The 19,745-nt window shown below is 66.0% G+C and carries 18 protein-coding genes; 2 read left to right on the top strand and 16 right to left on the bottom strand.

Annotation, left to right across the window (positions count from 1 at the left end; all coding sequences use genetic code 11):
• Positions 1 to 39: 39 nt before the first annotated feature.
• The 4 genes from QX010_RS29700 to QX010_RS29685 all read right to left on the bottom strand — a co-directional run bounded on the left by QX010_RS29700 (position 40) and on the right by QX010_RS29685 (position 5,531).
• Positions 40 to 1,068: a LacI family DNA-binding transcriptional regulator gene (locus QX010_RS29700; RefSeq protein WP_316183243.1), complete on the bottom strand. Its 1,029-nt coding sequence runs from the start codon at positions 1,066 to 1,068 to the stop codon at positions 40 to 42.
• Positions 1,069 to 1,169: 101 nt separating this feature from the next.
• Positions 1,170 to 2,384, bottom strand: coding sequence for a sensor domain-containing diguanylate cyclase (locus QX010_RS29695; RefSeq protein ID WP_315802440.1), 1,215 nt, complete (start codon positions 2,382 to 2,384; stop codon positions 1,170 to 1,172).
• A gap of 882 nt (positions 2,385 to 3,266) precedes the next feature.
• Entirely contained in the window at positions 3,267 to 4,439 is a 1,173-nt protein-coding gene (gene pobA / locus QX010_RS29690; RefSeq protein ID WP_315802439.1) for a 4-hydroxybenzoate 3-monooxygenase, read from the bottom strand.
• A gap of 171 nt (positions 4,440 to 4,610) precedes the next feature.
• The gene (locus tag QX010_RS29685) at positions 4,611 to 5,531 is read right to left on the bottom strand and encodes a helix-turn-helix domain-containing protein (RefSeq protein ID WP_316183242.1); all 921 of its coding nucleotides are present in this window, start codon (positions 5,529 to 5,531) and stop codon (positions 4,611 to 4,613) included.
• A gap of 133 nt (positions 5,532 to 5,664) precedes the next feature.
• Here QX010_RS29685 and QX010_RS29680 point away from each other — a divergent pair, with 133 nt between their 5' ends.
• A complete protein-coding gene (locus QX010_RS29680; RefSeq protein WP_316183241.1) occupies positions 5,665 to 6,828 on the top strand; it encodes a cytochrome P450 in 1,164 nt (387 codons plus the stop codon).
• 242 nt (positions 6,829 to 7,070) lie between these two features.
• Here QX010_RS29680 and QX010_RS29675 read toward each other — a convergent pair whose 3' ends face one another.
• Positions 7,071 to 8,189: an NADH:flavin oxidoreductase gene (locus QX010_RS29675; protein WP_316183240.1), complete on the bottom strand. Its 1,119-nt coding sequence runs from the start codon at positions 8,187 to 8,189 to the stop codon at positions 7,071 to 7,073.
• A 180-nt stretch (positions 8,190 to 8,369) separates the two neighbouring features.
• Between QX010_RS29675 and QX010_RS29670 the strand changes: the two genes are divergently transcribed.
• Positions 8,370 to 8,693 (top strand): winged helix-turn-helix transcriptional regulator, encoded by a 324-nt coding sequence (locus tag QX010_RS29670; RefSeq protein WP_410051991.1) that lies wholly within the window; start codon positions 8,370 to 8,372, stop codon positions 8,691 to 8,693.
• A 20-nt stretch (positions 8,694 to 8,713) separates the two neighbouring features.
• Here QX010_RS29670 and QX010_RS29665 read toward each other — a convergent pair whose 3' ends face one another.
• From QX010_RS29665 to QX010_RS29615, 11 genes are all read right to left on the bottom strand, one after another.
• The gene (locus QX010_RS29665) at positions 8,714 to 10,210 is read right to left on the bottom strand and encodes an AMP nucleosidase (protein ID WP_315802547.1); all 1,497 of its coding nucleotides are present in this window, start codon (positions 10,208 to 10,210) and stop codon (positions 8,714 to 8,716) included.
• 117 nt (positions 10,211 to 10,327) lie between these two features.
• A complete protein-coding gene (locus tag QX010_RS29660) occupies positions 10,328 to 11,287 on the bottom strand; it encodes a Gfo/Idh/MocA family oxidoreductase (protein ID WP_316183238.1) in 960 nt (319 codons plus the stop codon).
• A complete protein-coding gene (locus tag QX010_RS29655; RefSeq protein WP_316183237.1) occupies positions 11,288 to 12,151 on the bottom strand; it encodes a class III extradiol dioxygenase subunit beta in 864 nt (287 codons plus the stop codon).
• The gene (ligA, locus tag QX010_RS29650) at positions 12,152 to 12,541 is read right to left on the bottom strand and encodes a protocatechuate 4,5-dioxygenase subunit alpha (RefSeq protein WP_257168873.1); all 390 of its coding nucleotides are present in this window, start codon (positions 12,539 to 12,541) and stop codon (positions 12,152 to 12,154) included.
• A gap of 12 nt (positions 12,542 to 12,553) precedes the next feature.
• Positions 12,554 to 13,468, bottom strand: a complete 915-nt coding sequence (locus tag QX010_RS29645) for an amidohydrolase family protein (RefSeq protein ID WP_316183236.1) — start codon at positions 13,466 to 13,468, stop codon at positions 12,554 to 12,556.
• 8 nt (positions 13,469 to 13,476) lie between these two features.
• Positions 13,477 to 14,400, bottom strand: coding sequence for a DUF1932 domain-containing protein (locus tag QX010_RS29640; protein ID WP_316183235.1), 924 nt, complete (start codon positions 14,398 to 14,400; stop codon positions 13,477 to 13,479).
• Between the two features lie 6 nt (positions 14,401 to 14,406).
• Positions 14,407 to 15,090 carry a 4-carboxy-4-hydroxy-2-oxoadipate aldolase/oxaloacetate decarboxylase gene (ligK, locus tag QX010_RS29635; RefSeq protein WP_316183234.1) on the bottom strand — a complete coding sequence of 228 codons (684 nt, stop codon included), beginning with the start codon at positions 15,088 to 15,090 and terminating at the stop codon, positions 14,407 to 14,409.
• 29 nt (positions 15,091 to 15,119) lie between these two features.
• Positions 15,120 to 16,145: an amidohydrolase family protein gene (locus tag QX010_RS29630; RefSeq protein ID WP_316183233.1), complete on the bottom strand. Its 1,026-nt coding sequence runs from the start codon at positions 16,143 to 16,145 to the stop codon at positions 15,120 to 15,122.
• 43 nt (positions 16,146 to 16,188) lie between these two features.
• Positions 16,189 to 17,565, bottom strand: coding sequence for an MFS transporter (locus tag QX010_RS29625; protein ID WP_316183232.1), 1,377 nt, complete (start codon positions 17,563 to 17,565; stop codon positions 16,189 to 16,191).
• A gap of 539 nt (positions 17,566 to 18,104) precedes the next feature.
• Entirely contained in the window at positions 18,105 to 19,004 is a 900-nt protein-coding gene (locus QX010_RS29620) for a LysR substrate-binding domain-containing protein (RefSeq protein WP_315802427.1), read from the bottom strand.
• A gap of 275 nt (positions 19,005 to 19,279) precedes the next feature.
• Positions 19,280 to 19,693, bottom strand: a complete 414-nt coding sequence (locus QX010_RS29615; RefSeq protein ID WP_315802546.1) for a TspO/MBR family protein — start codon at positions 19,691 to 19,693, stop codon at positions 19,280 to 19,282.
• Between the last annotated feature and the right edge of the window lie 52 nt (positions 19,694 to 19,745).

Below are 19,745 nucleotides of genomic sequence, written 5' to 3'. Positions count from 1 at the left end.
ATTCCGTACGCAAACGACCGCGTCACCGCGGCCGCCCGCTCACGGCAGATTGTCCCGCATCACGATGTCGATGCGGATCGTCTCCTGTTCGCTCAGGATCGGCTCGCCGCGCGCCAGCGCCAGCAGCACGCGCACCGCGGAGCGCGCCTCGTGGCCCGGGTTCTGCGAAATCGCCGCATCCATCACGCCGCTCAAAAGCAGCTTGCGCGTCAGTGCCGTCACGTCGTGGCCGACGAACACGATGTCGTCGGCGCGCCCCGCCTCGGTCAGCGCCTTGGCGACGCCGGCCGTGCCGGCGCCGACATTGTAGAGCCCGACGATGTCGCGGTGCTCGGTCAGCAGTTTGCGCATGAGGTGCTCTGAGCGATCGTCCACGTCATGCCCCTCAGCAACCGGCAAAACCTCAAGTTGCCGAAACTCCGCCGCGAGAACCTGGCCGAAGCCGAAGATGCGCTCGGCATGATCGCGCAGGCCTTGCGAGCCCGCCATGATCGCGATCCGCCCCGCCTTGCCGCCGGCGAAGCGTCCGACCAGCGCCCCCGCGGTGCGGCCAGCGGCGATGTTATCGATGCCGACATAATGCTGCCGCCGCGACGATGGCACGTCCGACACCAGCGTCACCACCTTGGCGCCGGACTCGACGAGATCGTTGATCGCCGCGCGCACGCCCGGATGATCGAGCGCCACCACCGCGACGCCGTCGACCTGACCGACGAGCTGCTCGAGCTTCGCGGCCAGCACGGCGGCATCGAACACGTCGGTCGTGACGACATCGACCGTGAGCCGGCGCGCGGCCATCCAGCTCGCCAGATCGCCGAGATGCGCCTGAATCTGCTGCATGAAGGGATTGATGCCGGACGGCATCACGAAGGCAAAGCGCCGCGCGCGGGCACGGGCGAGTTCGGAGGCCGCCGCATGCGGCTGGAACGCGCTACGCGCCATGGCGTCCTTGACGCGTCGCACCGTGTCCGGGCGCACGCCCGGCCGGTTGTGCAGCACGCGGTCGACGGTGGCGAGGCTCACACCCGCCTGTCGCGCAATGTCCCGCAATGTCAGCGGCGCGTTCATGGTCCTCCCCTTTGGGTTGAGGACCATAACGCGGTTTTTGAGGTGCGCAACTCATTTTTGAGGGGCGGCGCGCCCGGCCGCGCCTGGAAGCCCCGAGGGAGCTAGACGAAAGCGACCTCGATCCGCTTGTCGGACCGCGCCGTCATGCGACAGGCGCGTGAGAAGCCGTCGCTGGCGATCGCGAGCTTGAAGTGCTCCGGCAACTCCGCCGTCGAGATCACGTCCAGTGCAGCCGCGTGTTCGGACAGTGCACGGACCGTGCAGTCGAACGTCGACCGTCCGGCGTTGAACGCGATCTGTCCCGCCTTGAACACGCGGCGCAGCGCGGGCGCGATCGAGGGCGACGCCTCCACCCAGGCGATGACCTGATTGCGGCCGTTGTTCTTGGCGGAGTACATCGCCATGTCCGCCCGCTCCTGCATGGCATCGAAGCCCAGACGGGAAGTCAGATCCGCGGCGCCGAAGCTGGCGGTGACCCTGATCGGTCCGCATGGCGTGTCGATCGACAGGCCGGCAGCCGCCGACCGCATCTTCTCCAGCACCGCCAGCCCGTCGTGCAGGCCCGTATGCGGCAGCAGGATGCCGAACTCCTCGCCCCCGAGACGGCCGATGACGTCGGAGCTCCGCAGCACCGACCGCCAGGTCTCGACCAGCCTGGAAAGGACGAGATCGCCGACGGCGTGGCCGTAAGTGTCGTTCACCGACTTGAAGTGATCGATGTCGACCATCGCATATGTCAGCTTGTGGCCGTGACGCTCGGCCAGCGCCCGCAACCGCTCGCCTTCGTTGTGAAAGGCGCGGCGCGACAGCGCGCCGGTGAGAGCGTCGCGCATGCTCAGCTTGCGCAGCATCAGCTCGTCGACGGCGATCGCGGCGAGATCCTTCAGCATGTCGACATCGTGCGCACTGAACTCGCGCGGCGCCGTGTCCATCGCGCATAGCGTGCCGACGTTCACGCCGGAGATGCGAAGCTGCGCACCAGCGTAGAACCGAATGAACGGCTTGCCATGGACGAGGACGTTGTCCACCAGCCGCGCATCCTGATGCGTGTCGGGGATGATCAGCGGCTCGCTTTCCTGAATGGCATAGTTGCACAGCGCGGGCCGCCGCTCGCCCTCACGGTCGGCCATCCCTGTGGCCGCCTTGAACCATTGGCGATGGCCGTCGATGAGGGTGAGTGTCGACATCGGGACGCCAAAGACCTTCCGGCACAGGCCGGTGAGACGGTCGAAGGCGAGCTCGCTGGGTGTATCAAGGATGTCGAGTTCGGCAAGGGCTTCCAGGCGGCGGGCATCGTCGTGGTGGTCGGCTGACATCGGCAACTCCTCGCCGACAGCTTCTCGCGGAGGGACTTAACGCCGGATTTAGGAGGAGAATGAGCAAATTCCTAACAGGAAGCACGACGTCCGGCGGGGGAACCGCCCGAGGGCCGGCCTGCCTGCCATCGGCCGGCCAGCCGGCGCCATCTTCCGATAAAAATAATCATCTTGCCATTTATCCGAATTCGTGATTATCTCTCGCCATCCCGCCTCAACGAGAGGGGCGTTGCGCGCGATCGTCACGACACGCGAGGCGGGGATGCGGTGGCCGCGAGAGATCGCAGCATTCTCTTTCACGAGGGTGCGGACGAACGATCGCTTGCGGACGCGAAATCGCAGCGGCCTGACACCCCGAAGCTGGTGTCAACCTGGCGCAATGCTAACGCATTGCGTTGGGGATGGTGGCCAACAAGCCCGGCGCACCAGGGCGACTGCGTATAAGCGTGAAGACACCGCGCAGGGAATGCCGGATGCTCGGCTGCACCTGTGGTACCTGCCGCCTGCATTTTTTTCGCAGGCGGGCCATGGGTGAGGCCTTCACCCGGCATTCCCTGCGCCCTCTCACTTGGAGGGACGAACCAATTGCAGGCCTCGGGCATCAGATGCCGCGAGAACGCGCTGCTATGTCCTCGTTGTTTGAGCCGTGAAGCCTACCCCACCCACCACCGTCGTCCCGGGCAAGCCGTGACGCGCAAAGCGCGTCGCGGCGCCGACCCGGGACCCATGGTCCGCGGCGGGTGTGAGGCGCGGGATGGCCGACGCGCCTGCCCCGAACTATGCCCTGTGATTATGGGTCCCGGCTCAAGGCCGGGACGACAGGAGAGTTTGCTGATGCGGTTACGCCCATCAGTTGACGCCGACGAAGCGCGCCGCGCTCGCTCAGAACGGCAGCCCGACATAGTTCTCCGCCAGCGATCGCTGCGCGGCCTCGGACGAGAACAGATAGGCGAGCTCGGTGTCCTGCAGTCTGTCGTCGTAGGACAGCCGGTCGGGGAAGCGATGCAGCAGCGTCGTCATCCACCACGAGAAGCGCTGCGCCTTCCAGATCCGCGCCAGCGCGCGCTGGGAGTAGCCGTCGATGCCGGCGTCGTCGCCTTTTTTGTAGTGATCGAGCAGCGCATGATAGAGATAGTAGATGTCGGACGCCGCCGAGTTCAGCCCGCGCGCGCCGGTCGGCGGCACGATGTGGGCGGCGTCGCCGGCCAGGAACAGCCGGCCGTAGCGCATCGGCTCGGCGACGAAGCTGCGCAGCGGCGCGATGCTCTTCTCGATCGACGGGCCAGTGATCAGCTTGGCCGCGATCTCATTGGGCAGGCGGCGCTTCAGCTCCTCCCAGAACGCATCGTCGCTCCAGTCCTCGACCTTGTCGGTGAGCGGCACCTGGACGTAATAGCGGCTCAGCACCTGGGAGCGCAGCGAGCACAGCGCGAAGCCACGCTCGTGCTTGGCATAGATCAGCTCCGGCGACACCGGCTTGGTGCGCGACAGCACGCCGAGCCAGCCGAACGGGTACACCCGCTCGTATTCCGTCAGCTTGTCGTGCGGGATCGACTTGCGGCTGACGCCGTGAAAGCCGTCGGCGCCGATGATGTAGTCGCAGTCGACGCGGATCACCTCCTCGCCGCTGCGATAGGTGACGTAGGGCTTGTCGGAGGCGATGTCGTGCGGCGTGACGTCGGCCGCGTTGTGCACGACCTTGCCGCCGAGCTTGTCGCGGGCCTCGTAGAGATCGCGCGTCAGCTCGGTCTGGCCGTAGACCATCACCGAGTTGCCGCCGGAATATTTGTGCAGGTCGACGCGGTCGAGCTTGCCGTCATGGGCGATGTAGAAGCCGTGATGGATTTCGCCCTCGCGATCCATGCGCTCGCCGCACTGCGCCTCGCGCATCAACTCGGCAAAGCCGTGCTCGAGCACGCCGGCACGGATGCGCGACAGCACGTAGTCGCGGCTGGACTTCTCCAGGATGATCGTATCGATGCCCTGCAGATGCAGGAGCTGCGACAGCATCAGCCCCGAGGGGCCTCCGCCGATGATGCAGACTTGGACTTTCATGGGCGCGTTCTCCCGGATTCGCAGACGCAGGTTTGTTGGGTATGCTTTTCAGTGGCGGATTTTACCAAGAAATGCGCAGGATCACTTGGATGGACGCGGCATTCTCTTGTACTTTTCCAACACCATGCCGCGACGCAAAACGAATGCGACGGTGGTATCGGGCGGCGCCGGTCAGCCGGCCGGCGGCGCCGCGCCGTCTCCGACACCCATTGCGCGCCGATAGTCGCGCGGGCTCGCGCCGGTGTGGCGCTTGAAGAAGCGGCAGAAATAGGCCGGGTCCTTGAAACCGAGCTCGAACGCCAGCTTCGACACCGGCGCTGCAATATAGGTCAGCCGACGACAGGCCTCACGGGCCAGACGCGCATGCACGATGTCGAGCGCGGACTGGCCGGTCTCGGCCCGCGTCAACCGATTGAGCCGCTCCGGCGTCATGCCGAGCTCGTCGGCGTAGCGCGCCACCGACCAGTGATCGCGGTGATGCGCCTCAACCAGCACGATGAAGCGGGTGAACAGATCAGCGTGCCCACTGCCGCGCCGCCCGCCTTGCGACTGCCGCGCGCTCTGCTGCGCCAGCCGCCACACGATCGAGCGCCCGAGCCAGTGCGGCACCGGGGAGGCCGCGGAATCGGCCGCGGCGAACTCGCCGGCGAGGTCGACGAACAGCGTGCCGATCCGGCCCGTCGCAACGGCTTGCGGCTCCAGATGCAGGATTTGCGGCGCTGCAAACAGGTCGCGCAGCGCCTCGCCGGTCGCCGGCACGTCGCCCTCCACCACCGCCCGCGGATTGAAGGTGAGCACGTAGCCGTCGGTCTCGCGCGAGAAGCGGAAGGCATGGACGACGCCGGGCGGAATGATCACCGCCACCGGGCCGGTGCAGCGCTCGCGGCTTTCGTCCAAGGCGATCTCGGCCGGGCCGGAGGCGACCCAGAGGATCTGATGCAGGCCCTGGTGCGTATGCGCCTCGATTTCCCAGCGATACAGCTTGCTGCGCACCTGGATCGGCTCGACATGCAGCATGTCCGGCTGCGCGGCGGAGGCTTCGCCGTACAGCGCGAAGGCCGGGATCGACGGCTTGGTGCGAAAGCGGGGCATGAGCGAGAGCTAACCCCGAATGTCGGAAAAGTACAAGTCTTGACCGGCTTTCGTGTCTCACGCCGCGGCCACGGCTCGGCTAGATCAGTGAAAAGAACAACAACGACCACACTCAATGGAGAGGAGGCCCGACATGTTCACGTTCGACCCGTATTCGCCGGCGGTCGATGCCGACCCGTTCCCGTTCTACAAGACGCTGCGCGACGAGCACCCCTGCTTCTGGAGCCAGCAAGCCCAGATGTGGATCCTGTCGCGCTATGCCGACGTGGCAGCGGCGGGCACGAACTGGCAGACCTATTCGTCGGCCAAGGGCAACCTGATGACCGAGCTGCCGAACCGCGCCGGCGCGACGCTCGGCACCACCGATCCGCCGCGCCATGACCGGCTGCGTGGCCTCGTCCAGCATGCCTTCATGAAGCGCAATCTGGAGAGCCTGTCCGGCCCGATCCGCGACATCGCGCGCGACAGCGCCGAGGCGCTGCGCGGCCAGGACCGGTTCGACTTCATCGACGCCTTCTCGTCGAAGTTCACGGTGCGCGTGCTGTTCGCCGCGCTCGGCCTGCCGCTCGGCGACGAGCAGACGGTGCGCGACAAGGCGGTGCTGATGGTGCAGAGCGATCCGGTGAGCCGCGCCAAGGGACCGCAGCACATCGCAGCCTACAACTGGATGCAGGACTATGCGGCCGGCATCATCGCGGAGCGCCGGGCGCGGCCGCAGAACGATCTGATCTCGCATTTCAGCATGGCCGAGATCGACGGCGACAAGCTCGACGAGCGCGAGGTGCTGCTGACGACGACCACGCTGATCATGGCCGGCATCGAGTCTCTCGGCGGCTTCATGACGATGCTGGCGTACAATCTCGCCGATCACGACGACGCCCGCCGTGCGGTCGTCGCCAATCCCGATCTGCTGGCGGACGCCGTGGAGGAGTCGCTGCGCTTCAACACCTCGGCGCAGCGTTTCCGCCGCTGCCTGCAGAAGGATCTCACCCTGCACGGCCAGACCATGCGCGAGGGCGATTTCGTCTGCCTCGCCTACGGCTCCGCCAATCGCGACGAGCGGCAGTTTCCCAATCCCGACGTCTACGACATCACGCGCAAGCCGCGCGGCCACCTCGGCTTCGGCGGCGGCGTGCATGCCTGCCTGGGATCGGCGATCGCGCGCATGGCGATCAGGATCGCGTTCGACGAGCTGCACAAGGTCGTGCCGGACTATCGCCGCACCCAGGAGCAACTGCCCTGGATGCCGTCATCGACCTTCCGCAGCCCGATGTACCTGGAGCTGACGGTGCATTAGTTGCGGGGGTTGCAAGCTCAGTCGAGCAAGGCGCAAGGTGACTGCCCCTCACGAGACAACAACAAGCGTTCCACTTCGTCGAGAGGAAGGACGAACGAGCGACAACGGCGGTGCACCCATTCCCCTTGTGGGAGAGGGTGCACCGGGCTCGTAGCGACTACTCGAACTCAACTAACAGCGCAGATAGCCTGCTCTGCGAAAGGAGGACGCGAACAGACTGGATGAAGGAGCCGCGACACAGCTCACACCAGCGCGCCGAGATCCGCCGCGCTGAAGCCCTTCAGGCCGGCCTTGTCGCCGGACTTGATCTTGGCGACCCATTCGGCATCGCTGATCAGCGCGCGGCCGACTGCGATCAGGTCGAACTCCTCCTTGGCCATGCGCTCCAGCAGCGCATCGAGATCGGCTGTCGTCGACGGCTTGCCGGCGAACGCCGAGAAGAACTCGTCGGACAGGCCGACCGAGCCGACGCTGATGGTCGCGGCGCCCGTGATCTTCTTGGCCCAGCCGGCGAAGTTCAGGCCCTTCTCGCCGTCGACGTCCGGGAATTCCGGCTCCCAGAAACGGCGCTGCGAGCAGTGCAGGATGTCGACGCCGGCCGCGACCAGCGGCTGCAGCCAGTCGGCCATCAGCGCCGGCGTCTCTGCGAGGCGCGCCGCATAGTCCTGCTGCTTCCACTGGCTGACGCGCAGGATGATCGGAAAATCCGGCCCCACCGCCTTGCGGATCGCGGCGACGATTTCGCCGGCGAAGCGCGAGCGCTCCTTGATGCTGGCGCCGCCATAGCGATCCTCGCGCTGGTTGGTGCCGGACCAGAAGAACTCGTCGATCAGATAGCCGTGCGCACCGTGGATCTCGACGGTGTCGAAGCCGGTGCGCTTGGCGTCGGCCGCGGCCTGCGCGAATGCGGCGACGGTGTCGGCGATGTCGTTCTCGGTCATCGCGTTGCCGCGCGGCTTGCCAGGCGCAACCAGCCCGGACGGGCTCTCGACCGGCGCATCAGGCTCCCAGCGGCTCATGCCCTTGGTCGAGCCGGTGTGCCAGATCTGTGGCGCGATGCGGCCGCCGGCCGCGTGTACGGCGCTCGCCACGCTCCGCCAGCCGGCCAGGGCTGCGTCACCGTGGAAGAAGGGAATATTGGGCTCGTTGCGCGAGGCCGGACGGTTAACGACAGTGCCCTCGGTCAGGATCAGCCCCACGCCGCCTTCGGCGCGGCGACGGTAATAAGCGGCATTGGCCTCGCCGGGAACGCCATTCGGCGCCGCGTTGCGGGTCATCGGCGCCATGACGATGCGGTTCTTCAGCTCCAGCGACTTCAGGCGAAACGGACGAAACAGCACGCTGGTATCGAGGTCGGACATTCAGAGGGCTCCATTGCGTTCGGAACCGCTCCAGTATACTTCGTAAACCTGAAGTCAATCAGGCACCCGAAGTCGCTCAGGTATATCAGAGGAAACCGCGTCGTGACCGTCGCGTCGACATCAGAGACCGCCCCGCTCCGCTGCAAGCCGCAGCACTTCTCGTCGGAGTGCCCGAGCCGGGTGCTGATCGACCAGATCGCCGACAAATGGTCGATGATGGTGCTGGCCGTGCTGGACGGCGGGCCGTTGCGCTTCAACGCAGTCAAGAAGCAGCTCGAGGGCGTCACCCAGAAGGCGCTGACGCAATGCCTGCGCCGGCTCGAGCGCAACGGCCTCGTTGCGCGAGAGGTGATCGCGGACTCGCCGGTCGCGGTCCAGTACGAGATCACGCCGCTCGGCCGGACCCTGCAGCCGCCGTTCCGCGCGCTCTATGCCTGGACCATCGCCAAGATGCCGGAAGTCGAGCAGGCGCGTCAGGCGTTCGACGAGCGCCGCAACCGCTGATCGACGGCGGTCGCAGACCGCTACTGAAAGGCGACTTCCGCGAAGCTGCGCAGCTTGCGCGAATGCAGCCGCTCCGACTCCTGGTGCTTCAGCAGCTCCAGCGCCTTCAGCCCGATCTGGAGATGCTGGCCGACGCGCTGCCGGTAGAAGTCGCCGGCCATGCCGGCGAGCTTGATCTCGCCATGCAGCGGCTTGTCGGAGACGCAGAGCAAGGTGCCGTAGGGCACGCGGAAGCGATAGCCGTTGGCGGCGATGGCGGCGGACTCCATGTCGAGCGCGACGGCGCGCGACTGCGACAAGCGGCGGATCACCCCAGGGCCGGAGATCTCCCAATTGCGGTTATCGACGCTGGCCACCGTGCCGGTCCGCATCACCCGCTTCAGCTCAAAGCCGGAATAGCCGGTCACCGTCTCCACGGCCTCTTCGAGCGCGACCTGCACCTCGGCCAGCGCGGGGATCGGCACCCAGGGCGGCAGCTCCTGGTCGAGCACGTGGTCCTCGCGGACGTAGCCGTGCGCGAGGACGTAGTCGCCGAGCCGCTGAGTGTTGCGCAGTCCCGCGCAGTGGCCGACCATCAGCCAGGCATGCGGCCGCAGCACCGCAATGTGGTCAGTGACGTTGCGCGCATTCGACGGGCCGGTGCCGATGTTGATCAGTGTGATCCCCTGATGGCCTGGCTCGACCAGATGAAGCGCCGGCATCTGTGGCGTGCGCGCCGGCGCGGAGCCCGTGGTTCCGCCGCCGAGCCGCGCGGTTCGCGTGATCACATTGCCCGGCTCGACGAAGGCCTCGGCTGCCCCCTGCGCGGCCGCCAGCTGCTGGCGGCCCCAATCGGCGAAGGCGTCGACATAGAACTGATAGTTCGTGAAGATCACGAAATTCTGGAAATGGTCCGGGTCGGTCCCGGTGTAGTGATAGAGCCGACGCAGCGAGTAGTCGACGCGCGCGGCGCGGAACAGCGACAGCGGCTCCGGCATGCCGGGCTTCAGCTCGAGCGTGCCGTCGGCGATCGCATCGTCCATGGTCGCGAGATCCGGAGCGTCGAACACGTCGCGCAGCGAGCGCGTCACCAACGGGCTCTCATGGTGCGGAAGCGCCGTCTCGATGTTGATGTCGCGGCGATAGGCGAAATGCACCGGGATCGGCTCGGCCGACTCGCCGATCTCGACCGGCATGCCGTGGTTCTCCACCAGCAGACGGATCTGCTCGGTGAGATACGAACGGAACAGGTCTGGCCGCGTCACGCTGGTCTCGTGCACGCCGGGCCCTGCGACGAAGCCATAGGCCAGACGCGAGTCGAGCCGGGCATGACTTGCGGTCGTCAGCCGCACGAAGGGATAGGTGGCGCGGATCCGTGTCGCCGGCACGAGGCCGTTGGCATAGGCCTCGAAATGGCCGCGCAGAAACGCCGTGTTGCGCTCGTAGATCTCCTCGAGCCGGGCCACCGCGGCGGCCGCGTCGGTAAAGCTTTCGGTCTGGAACGGTTGCGGCGATTGCACGGTCAAGGGCGGCCTCATCTTGCTGAAGCCGATGGTAAGCGAAGCCGCCATACGAGTGCAACGCTCGTCGGCGGATCTTCCAGGCGCCGCCGAGGGTCCCCTCCCCGCGCGCCGAGACGCGAGGAGGGAATCGGCTCAGCCCTTCGCGAGCTGCGCGTCGAGGTCGTGCAGCACCTGGTAGCAGGGCAGCACCTGGGCAACGGACGCGTTGGGCTCGCGGCCCTCGCGGATCGCGGCGAAGAACTCGCGGTCCTGCAGCTCGATGCCGTTCATGGAGACATCGACCTTGGAGACGTCGATCTTCTCCTCCTTGCCGTTCACCAGATCGTCGTAGCGCGCGATGTAGGTGCCGGTGTCGCCGATGTAGCGGAAGAAGGTACCGAGCGGGCCGTCATTGTTGAACGACAGCGACAAGGTGCAGATCGCGCCATTGGCGGCCTTGAGCTGGATCGACATGTCCATCGCGATGCCCAAGGTCGGATGGATCGGCCCCTGGATCGCATTGGCCTTCACGATCGGCGAGCCCGCCTGGTAGGCGAACAGGTCGACGGTGTGCGCGGCGTGGTGCCACAGCAGATGGTCCGTCCAGCTGCGCGGCTGGCCCAGCGCATTCATATTGGTGCGGCGGAAGAAGTAGGTCTGCACATCCATCTGCTGGATGTGAAATTCGCCGGCCTTGATCTTCTTGTGCACGAACTGGTGGCTCGGATTGAAGCGGCGGGTGTGGCCGCACATCGCAACCAAGCCGGTCTCCTTCTGCAGCTCGACGACCTGCTGGGCGTCCTTCAAGGAGTCGGCGAGCGGAATCTCGACCTGCACGTGCTTGCCGGCCTTGAGGCAGTCGATCGCCTGCGCAGCGTGCATCTGCGTCGGCGTGCAGAGAATGACGGCGTCGACCTCCGGCAGCTTGAGGCTGTCGGCGAGCTCAGTCGCGACGTGCTTGATGCCGTATTTGTCGGCGACTTCCTTGGTCTGGTCGAAGCGGCGGCCGACCAGCGACACCACCTCGACGCCATCGATGTTCTTGATGCCGTCGAGATGCTTGATGCCGAAGGCGCCGGCGCCGGCGAGCGCGACCTTGATCGTCTTGGCCATTTAGTTGTTCTCCAGGATGAGATGGCCGACCGCGGTGTTGCTGGCCGGCACATGATAGAAGCGGTGGCGCACGGTCGGCGCGTTGCCCTTCTTGGTCTCGTTGACGTCGCTCATGGCGCCGCGCGCGATCAGCCACATCACGAGCTCGATGCCCTCGCTGCCGGCCTCTCGGACGTAGTCGATATGCGGCACCTTGGACAGGCCTTCGGGATCGTTGATCAGCTTGTCGAGGAAGGCGTTGTCCCATTCCCGGTTGATCAGGCCGGCGCGCGGACCCTGCAGCTGGTGGCTCATGCCACCGGTGCCCCAGATCTGCACGTTGAGCGGCTCGTCATAGCTCTCGATCGCCTTGCGGATCGCCTTGCCCAGCATGAAGCAGCGGCGGCCCGACGGCACCGGATATTGCACGACGTTGACGGCGAACGGGATCACCGGACACGGCCAGGCATCGACCTGGCCGAACACGAGGCTGAGCGGCACGGTGAGGCCGTGGTCGACATCCATCTTGTTGACGATGGTGAGATCGAAATCGTCCTGGATCACCGACTGCGCGATATGCGCGGCGAGCTTCGGATGTCCGATCACCTTGGGCACCGGGCGCGGCCCCCAGCCCTCGTCGGCCGGCTGATATTCGGCTGCGGTGCCGATCGCGAACGTGGGAATCATGTCCAGGCTGAAGGCGGTCGCGTGGTCGTTGAAGACCAGGAACACCACGTCCGGCTTCTGCTCCTTCTCCCACTGCTTGGCGAAATCGTAGCCGGCGAACACCGGCTTCCAATAATCCTCGCCGGTCTTGCCGAGGTCGAGGGCGGCGCCGATCGCCGGCACGTGCGAGGTGAAAACGCTTGCGGAGATTTTTGCCATTTACTTCTTCTCCCCGGTGTAGCGGTTGCCCTCAACCGAGCGGCCGCCCTTGATCATCATCTCGCGATACTGGTCTTCAGTCATGCCGGTCATGCTGCCGGCCATTTGCTGAAAGCTCTTGCCGTCGGTCGCGCCGATCTTGGCGAGGAAGTAGATGTTGCCACCAAGCGCAATGCAGCGGTTGAGGTCGCGGTCGAGCACGGCCTGCTTCTGCTCCTCGCTCATCGGCCATTCGTCGAGATAGGCGCGCTCGTTGGCCTTGAAGCGGGCGCGGTTCTCCGCCTTCATCAGCGACATGCAGAACTGGTTGAGGTGATAGCCCATCCGCGACATGTCCGCGTCGAAGATGGTCGTGCCGGGAACGTCGGTATAGGGTTTGTCGAGCGACATCGCTTCCCTCCTTCAGGATTCTTCGGGCCAGTACAGCCGCATCGGATTGTCGACCAGGAGCTTCTGCTGCAGCTCCGCGGTGACGGCGATGTGGGGAATGAAGTCGACCAGCAGGCCGTCATCGGGCATGTGGTCCTTGAGGTTCGGGTGCGGCCAGTCGGTGCCCCACAGCACGCGATCCGGGAAAGTCTCGACGATGCGCTTCGCAAACGGCACCACGTCGCGATAGGCGTTCTGCTCGCCGTTCAGCGCTGGCGGTCCCTTGACCGAGAGACGCTCCGGGCAGCTCACCTTGGACCAGACGTTGGAATGCTCGCGCATGAACTTCACGAACAGCTCGAACTCCGGGCCATCGACCGGCTTGGTCACGTCAGGACGACCCATGTGGTCGACGACGACGGTGGTCGGCAGCGACGTGAAGAAGTCCCACAGCTCGGGCAGGTCGACGGCTTCGAAATAGATCACGACGTGCCAGCCGAGCTTGTTGATGCGGTTGGCGATCTCGATCAACTCGTCCTTCGGCGTGAAGTCGACCAGGCGCTTGACGAAGTTGAAGCGGACGCCGCGCACGCCGGCGTCGTGCATCGCCTGCAACTCGGCGTCGGTGACGCTGCGCTTGACGGTGGCGACACCGCGCGCCTTGCCGTTCGAATGCGCCAGCGCATCGACCATCGCGCGGTTGTCGGCACCGTGGCAGGTCGCCTGCACCACGACGTTGCGGGCGAAGCCGAGATGGTCGCGCAGCGCGTAGAGCTGCTGCTTGGAGGCGTCGCAGGGCGTGTACTTGCGCTCGGGCGCATAGGGGAATTCGGCGCCAGGGCCGAACACGTGGCAATGCGCGTCGACGCTGCCGGCCGGCACCTTGAAGCGCGGCTTCGACGGGCCGTCGTACCAGTCGAGCCATCCCGGGGTCTTCTGGAACTCCATGAGGTTCCCTACTCCTTGGACTTGATCTTGTTGATGATACGATCGGCCTCGGTGCGCCAGTCCGGGCTGCGCGCGAATTCCTTGGTGCCGCGCGTGCCGAACAGGCCGTCATCGGCGAGATCGGCGACCCAGGCCTGGCGCTCGGCGGTGCCTTCCGCCGACCACGGCGTCAGCCCGATGTCGCGTACGGTCTCGGCCACCTCCCTCACCTCCTCGGCGCGGCGGCGGCCATGCTCGATGACCCGCTGAAAGAAATAGGCGCCCTGCTTCTCCCAGTCGATCCCGGGAAAGGTCTCCTTCAGCGAGGCCAGCACCGCGTCCTCGACGCCATAGGCGCGGGCGGTGGTGAAGCTCTCGATCACCATCGCCTCCAGGCCCTTGATCATGATGCTGCGGCACATCTTTGTGGCCGAGGCCACGCCGAGCTTGTCGCTGGCGGGCTTCGCGGCAAAGCCCAGATCGTTGAGCAGCGGCGCCAGCTCGCGCGCGCCGGCGCCTCCCAGCAGCAGCGGCACCTTGATGCGATAGGGCGGCACCGAGGTCATCACCGCGCCTTCGACATAGCGGCCGCCGGCGCCGTCGATCAACGCGGCCGCGCGCTGCTTGGCGCCGGGCGAAGCCGAGTTGAAGTCGAGGAACCACGCGCCTGTTTTGATCTTCGGAGCGCAGGCTTCCGCCACCGCCACGTCCTGGCTGGCGGTCACTGCCGAGACGATGAAGTCGGCCTGCGCCGCCAGTTCGGCATGCGAGGCCGCGAGCGTCACGCCGATGCCGTCGGCATGGCTGCGCATGGCGTCGCCGCGGCTGTCGGCAAGCTTCACATCATAGGCCGAGACACGCACGCCGTCCTTGCGCAGATCCTCGGCGAGGATCTTGCCGACCTCGCCGTAGCCGATCAGCCCGACATGCCACTGGTTCGACGCCGCGGTCATCGCTGCTCAATCGACGTATTTGAGCCCGGCCTTCGCCAGCGGCTCGCGCATCTTGTACATGTCGAGGCCAAGCACGCCCGACGCCAGCTTCTCGCGCTTGTCGGCCTCGTTGGCCTCGCGCGCCGCGGCCGCGTCCGCCGCCTGGTGCGCGACAGCAGCCGGCACCACGACGATGCCGTCGACATCGGCGACAATCACGTCGCCGGGATTGACGGCTGCGCCGGCGCAGACGATCGGAATGTTGACCGAGCCGAGCGTCGCCTTGACCGTGCCGCGCGCGGAGATCGCGCGCGAGAACACCGGGAACTGCATGTCGGTGAGATCGGCGACGTCACGGACGCCGCCGTCGATGACGAGGCCCTGCGCGCCGCGGGCGCGGAAGCTGGTCGCCAGGAGATCGCCGAAGAAGCCGTCGGTGTTCTCGACCGTGCAGGCCGCGACGACGACGTCGCCGGGCTGGATCTGCTCGGCCGCGACATGCAGCATCCAGTTGTCGCCGGGCTGCAGCAGCACCGTGACGGCCGTGCCGCACATCTTCGCCGTCGGATAGATCGGGCGCATGTAGCATTGCATCAGGCCGACGCGGCCCATCGCCTCGTGGATGGTGGCGACGCCGAACTTCGACAGCTTCTCCACCGCCGCCTTGTCGGCGCGGTTGATCTTCGTCTTGACGATGCCGAGATTGTTCATGGGGGTGCTCATATCGCCTGCCCTTTAGATTACTTGCCCTTGGCCTTCAACGCGGCGTCGAGACGCGGGAACACGCGCCGCGCATTGCCTTCGTAGATCTGGTGGCGCTGCTCTGGGGTCAGCTTGGCGGCCTCGATGTAGCGCTTGGTGTCGTCGTAGTAGAAGCCGGTCTCCGGATCGATGCCGCGGACGGCGCCGATCATTTCCGACGCGAACAGGATGTTGTCGATCGGGATCACGCCGGTCAGGAGGTCGATGCCCGGCTGGTGATAGACGCAGGTGTCGAAGAAGATGTTGTTGAGCAGATGGTCCTTCAACAGCGGCTTCTTCAGCTCCTGGGCGAGGCCGCGGAACCGGCCCCAGTGATACGGCACCGCGCCGCCGCCATGCGGGATCAGGAACTTCAGGGTCGGGAAGTCCTTGAACAGGTCCGACGTCAGGCACTGCATGAACGCGGTGGTGTCGGCGTTGAGATAATGCGCGCCGGTGGTGTGGAAGCAGGCATTGCAGCTGGTCGAGACGTGGATCATCGCGGGGATGTCGAGCTCGACCATCTTCTCGTAGATCGGATACCAGTGCCGGTCCGACAGCGGCGGCGAGGTCCAGTGGCCGCCGGACGGGTCCGGGTTCAAATTGATGCCGACGAAGCCGTACTCCTTGATGCACTTCTCGAGTTCGGGAATGCAGGTCTTGGGGTCCACGCCCGGCGACTGCGGCAGCATGGCGACGCCGATGAAATTGTCCGGGAACAGCTTGCTGACGCGGTAGCAGAGCTCGTTGCAGATCCCAGCCCAGGTCGAGGACACCTGGAAGTCGCCGATATGGTGGGCCATGAAGCTCGCGCGCGGCGAGAACACGGTGAGGTCGCTGCCGCGCTCCTTCATCTTCTTGAGCTGGTTGCTCTCGATGCTCTCGCGCAGCTCGTCGTCGCTGATCGAAAGCTCCGACGCCTTGGGCATGACGGAGGGATCCTTGATGCCCGCGATCTGCCGGTTGCGCCACTCTTCGAGCGCCTTCGGAGCCGTCGTGTAATGGCCGTGCACGTCGATGATCACGTCAGTCTCTCCCTCAGATTGTCTCGCGAGCCAGCTAGCGCCTTCAATGCGCCGCCACGGGGGCGCCGACATCCTTGCCGCTGGCGCGGCCTCCCGGTCCCACGACCTGCTTTACCACAAGGGCGAGCGCCGCGATCAAGCCGGGAACTGCGATCACGGTGAAAATCTCGCTGAAGGTCAGGTGCCGCGCGGTCAATTCGGCGACCAGGAACGACCCGGCGATACCGCCGAAGCGACCGATGCCCATCATCCAGGCGACACCGGTGGCGCGGCCCTGGGTCGGATAGAACGCCGCGGCCAGCGCCGGCAGCGACGACTGCGCCGTGTTCATGACCACGCCGGCGACGAACACGATCACCACCAGGAAGCCCATGTTGCCGGCCGCCTGCCCGATAAGGAAGATCGTGACCGCCGTCAGCGCATAGCCGACCGCGACGATGCGGTTGGCGTTGAAGCGGTCCATCAGCAGGCCGAAGAACACCGCCCCGACGCCGCCGAGCGGGAACAGCGCCGAGATCAAGGTCGCGGTCTGCGGGTTCAGCCCGACATCCTTGAACAGGATCGGCATCCAGTTGATCAGCGAATAGAAGATCACCAGGCCCATGAAATAGGTGACCCACAGCATCAGCGAGCCCACACGCAGCACCGGCGACAGCACCATGCCGATGCCGGTGGCATTGACGCGCCGGGTGGTCTCGGCATGCTCCGGCTCCAGCATCACGAACTGGCCGACTTCGGAGGCGGCAGAAGAGACCCTGCGCATGACCTTACGGACACGCTCCACACTGGCGCCTCGCGACAACAGGTAATGCACCGATTCCGGCAGGATCGCGATCAGCAGCACCGTCAGCACCAGCGGGGTGACGCCGCCGAGCACCAGCACGCTGCGCCAGCCCCATTGCGGGATCATCCACGCCGCGAGAAAGCCGCCGCATGCCGCGCCCAGCGGAAAGCCGCAGAACATCAAATTGGTCATGGTCGCGCGCAGCCGGCCCGGGCAATACTCGCTGAGCAGGGTCACGGCATTCGGCATGGCGGCACCGAGGCCGATACCGGTGACGCAGCGGAGCACGGTGAGCTCGGTGAGGTTGCTCGCGAACGCCGAGGCAAGACAGGCGATGCCGAAGATCAGCACGGAGCCGACCAGCACCAGCTTGCGGCCGAGACGATCGGCGATAGGCCCTGCGAACAGCGCCCCGCCGGCAAGGCCGAACAGCGCCGCGCTCAGCACCGGTCCCAGCGCCGACTTCTCGATGCCCCACTCCTTCAGGAGCGACGGCGCGATGAAGCCGATCGCCGCGGTGTCGAAGCCGTCGAGCAGCACGATGACGAAGCCGAGCGCGAAGATCAGCCACTGGAAGCCGGAAAACGGGTGGTCGTCGAGAAAGGCCTGGACGTCGACACGGGCGGTCGTTGGCATCGCTTCTGCTTCCTTGGGGTGCTGTTCTGGCGCATCAACCGAGGTCCGCAGACGCCCGTTCCTCGCGTGGTCGGGTCTTGCAGCTTCGGCAGCTTGACAGGCTATGTGACGGACAGGGACAGCGCGCACCAGCGCCCGGCGGCTTCTATCAGCTATTCCGAAACGGCATAAGATATCACATGAGCCATGCTGAATTTAGAATGGGTCTGGAGAGGCCGCCACAGCCGCTTGGGCGCAACGTCGAGGCTCACACCTCCACCTCCCCAGGCGACGCTGCTACACTTGCTCCCCAGGCGACGCTGCTACACTTGAAGATCGGAGCTTTGCGCTCGCGTGTCTCCAAGTCGTCAGGGCCGGGCTTGTCCCGGCCATCGACGTTGGTCGGCATCCTGGGAATGACGTGGATGCCCGGGACGAGCCCGGGCATGACGGAGTAACTCACTGGCGGGGTTGCTCGTCCCAGGAGTCCGATATCTTCACATGCCCGCCTTGAACCTCCAGGGGACAAAGGCACCGCCCGAACCGAACTGACGCAGCGCTCAGCGCGGCAGCTTCCTGATCAACGCGGTCGCCAGCTTGATCGTCTGCTGCGCCAGCGGCGTTGGGCGCTTGTGCGCCGAAGTGACGAAGCACAGCACGCTTGTCGGGGCCGGCTCGGTCAGCGGCCGGATCGCGAGCTCGCCGGCGCGGCCCGAGGCGGCGACGCCGCTCGGGGTCAGCACCGCGTGGCCGTAGCCGGCGCAGACGAGATCGATGATCGAGGGCACGCTCGATACCTCCCAGGCGATGTCGAGCTTGATCCCGGCGAGCGCGGCCTGCGTCTCCAGCAGGCGCCGCATCGCGTGCACCCGCTCCGGCATGATCAGGCTGTAGCGCGACAGCTCGGCCATCGGCAGCGGCGCGGTGACGCGGCGCTTGCCCTTCGGCGCGTGGCTGACGAGGGCGAGCGGCTCCTGCAGCACCGGCGTGATCTCGATGCCGGCCTGGGCTTCCGGATTGTAGACCATGCCGACATCGATGCGGCCCGTGGTGACCCACTCGACCACATGCGTCGACAGGCCCTCGACCACGGCGAGGCGCGCGGCCGGATATTCCTTCCGGAAGCGGTCGATCAGCGGCAAGGTCAATTGCCGCGCGATGCTCGGCGGCAGGCCGATGGTGACGCGGCCGACCGGCGCATCGCGGCTGGCGCCGAGATCCTCGCGCGCATGCGCCACCAGCTGCAGCACGCCGACGCTGTGGTCGAGCAGCCGCTTCCCCGCTTCAGTCAGTTCGACGCCGCGCCCGTTGCGCGCGAACAGCTGCTGCTTCAATTCCGATTCCAGCGCCCGCACCTGCCGCGACAGCGCCGGCTGCGCCACGTCGAGCACGGACGCGGCCTTGCTGAACGAGCCGAGCTCGGCGACCTGGACGAAGTATTCGAGCTGCTTGAGGTTCATGGGCGGTGGCCCCGCGAATGCCCGTGGTGTGACGCGAACTCGGAGCCGCAAGCGCGCTGCAACCTCGCCCCGCTTGCGGGGCCGCGACGAGCTTCGCTCGCGCTGAGAGGTCGGATTGCATCGTCAGATGCAATCCGGGTGAGGGGGTACAGGTCTATCCGCGAACACCCCCCGCGCGGCTGCCCCTCACCCCAACCCTCTCCCCGTAAGAACGGGGAGAGGGAGCGCACCGTTGTTCTCATCTGACAGCGAGCTTTCATCAAACCCGCCTCATCTCAATTCAACACGTTCACCGAAAAATTCAGCACCGACGCAAACCCTACCCAGCACGCATAGGGCACGAACAGCAACGCGGCGATCCGATCCTCGCGCCATTGCATCACGATGAAGATCACGATCAGCACGAACATGCTGGCGATGATCGCGAACGCGACCCACATCAGATGCGCGGTGAAGAACACCGGCGACCAGGCGAAGTTCAGCACCAGCTGTCCCCACCAAACCTGCATCACGGCGCCGCTTTCGACCCGCTCATAGGTGCGCCAGCCGGCGACCGCAATCATGATGTAGAGCACGGTCCAAGCGATCGGAAACAGCCAGCCCGGCGGGGTGAACCAGGGCTTGTTGAGCGAGCCGTACCAGGCGCCGGGCATGTTGGAGGCGCCGATGATCCAGCCGCCTCCGACCACGAGGACCAGCAGGACGAGGAGATGCAGGATGGATCGGTTCATATTCCGCTCG

This window comes from Bradyrhizobium sp. SZCCHNRI1009, assembly GCF_032487575.1.
Taxonomy (GTDB): domain Bacteria; phylum Pseudomonadota; class Alphaproteobacteria; order Rhizobiales; family Xanthobacteraceae; genus Bradyrhizobium.
The sequence above is the reverse complement of the archived record's forward strand: the minus strand, read 5'-3'. Positions and strand labels throughout refer to the sequence as shown.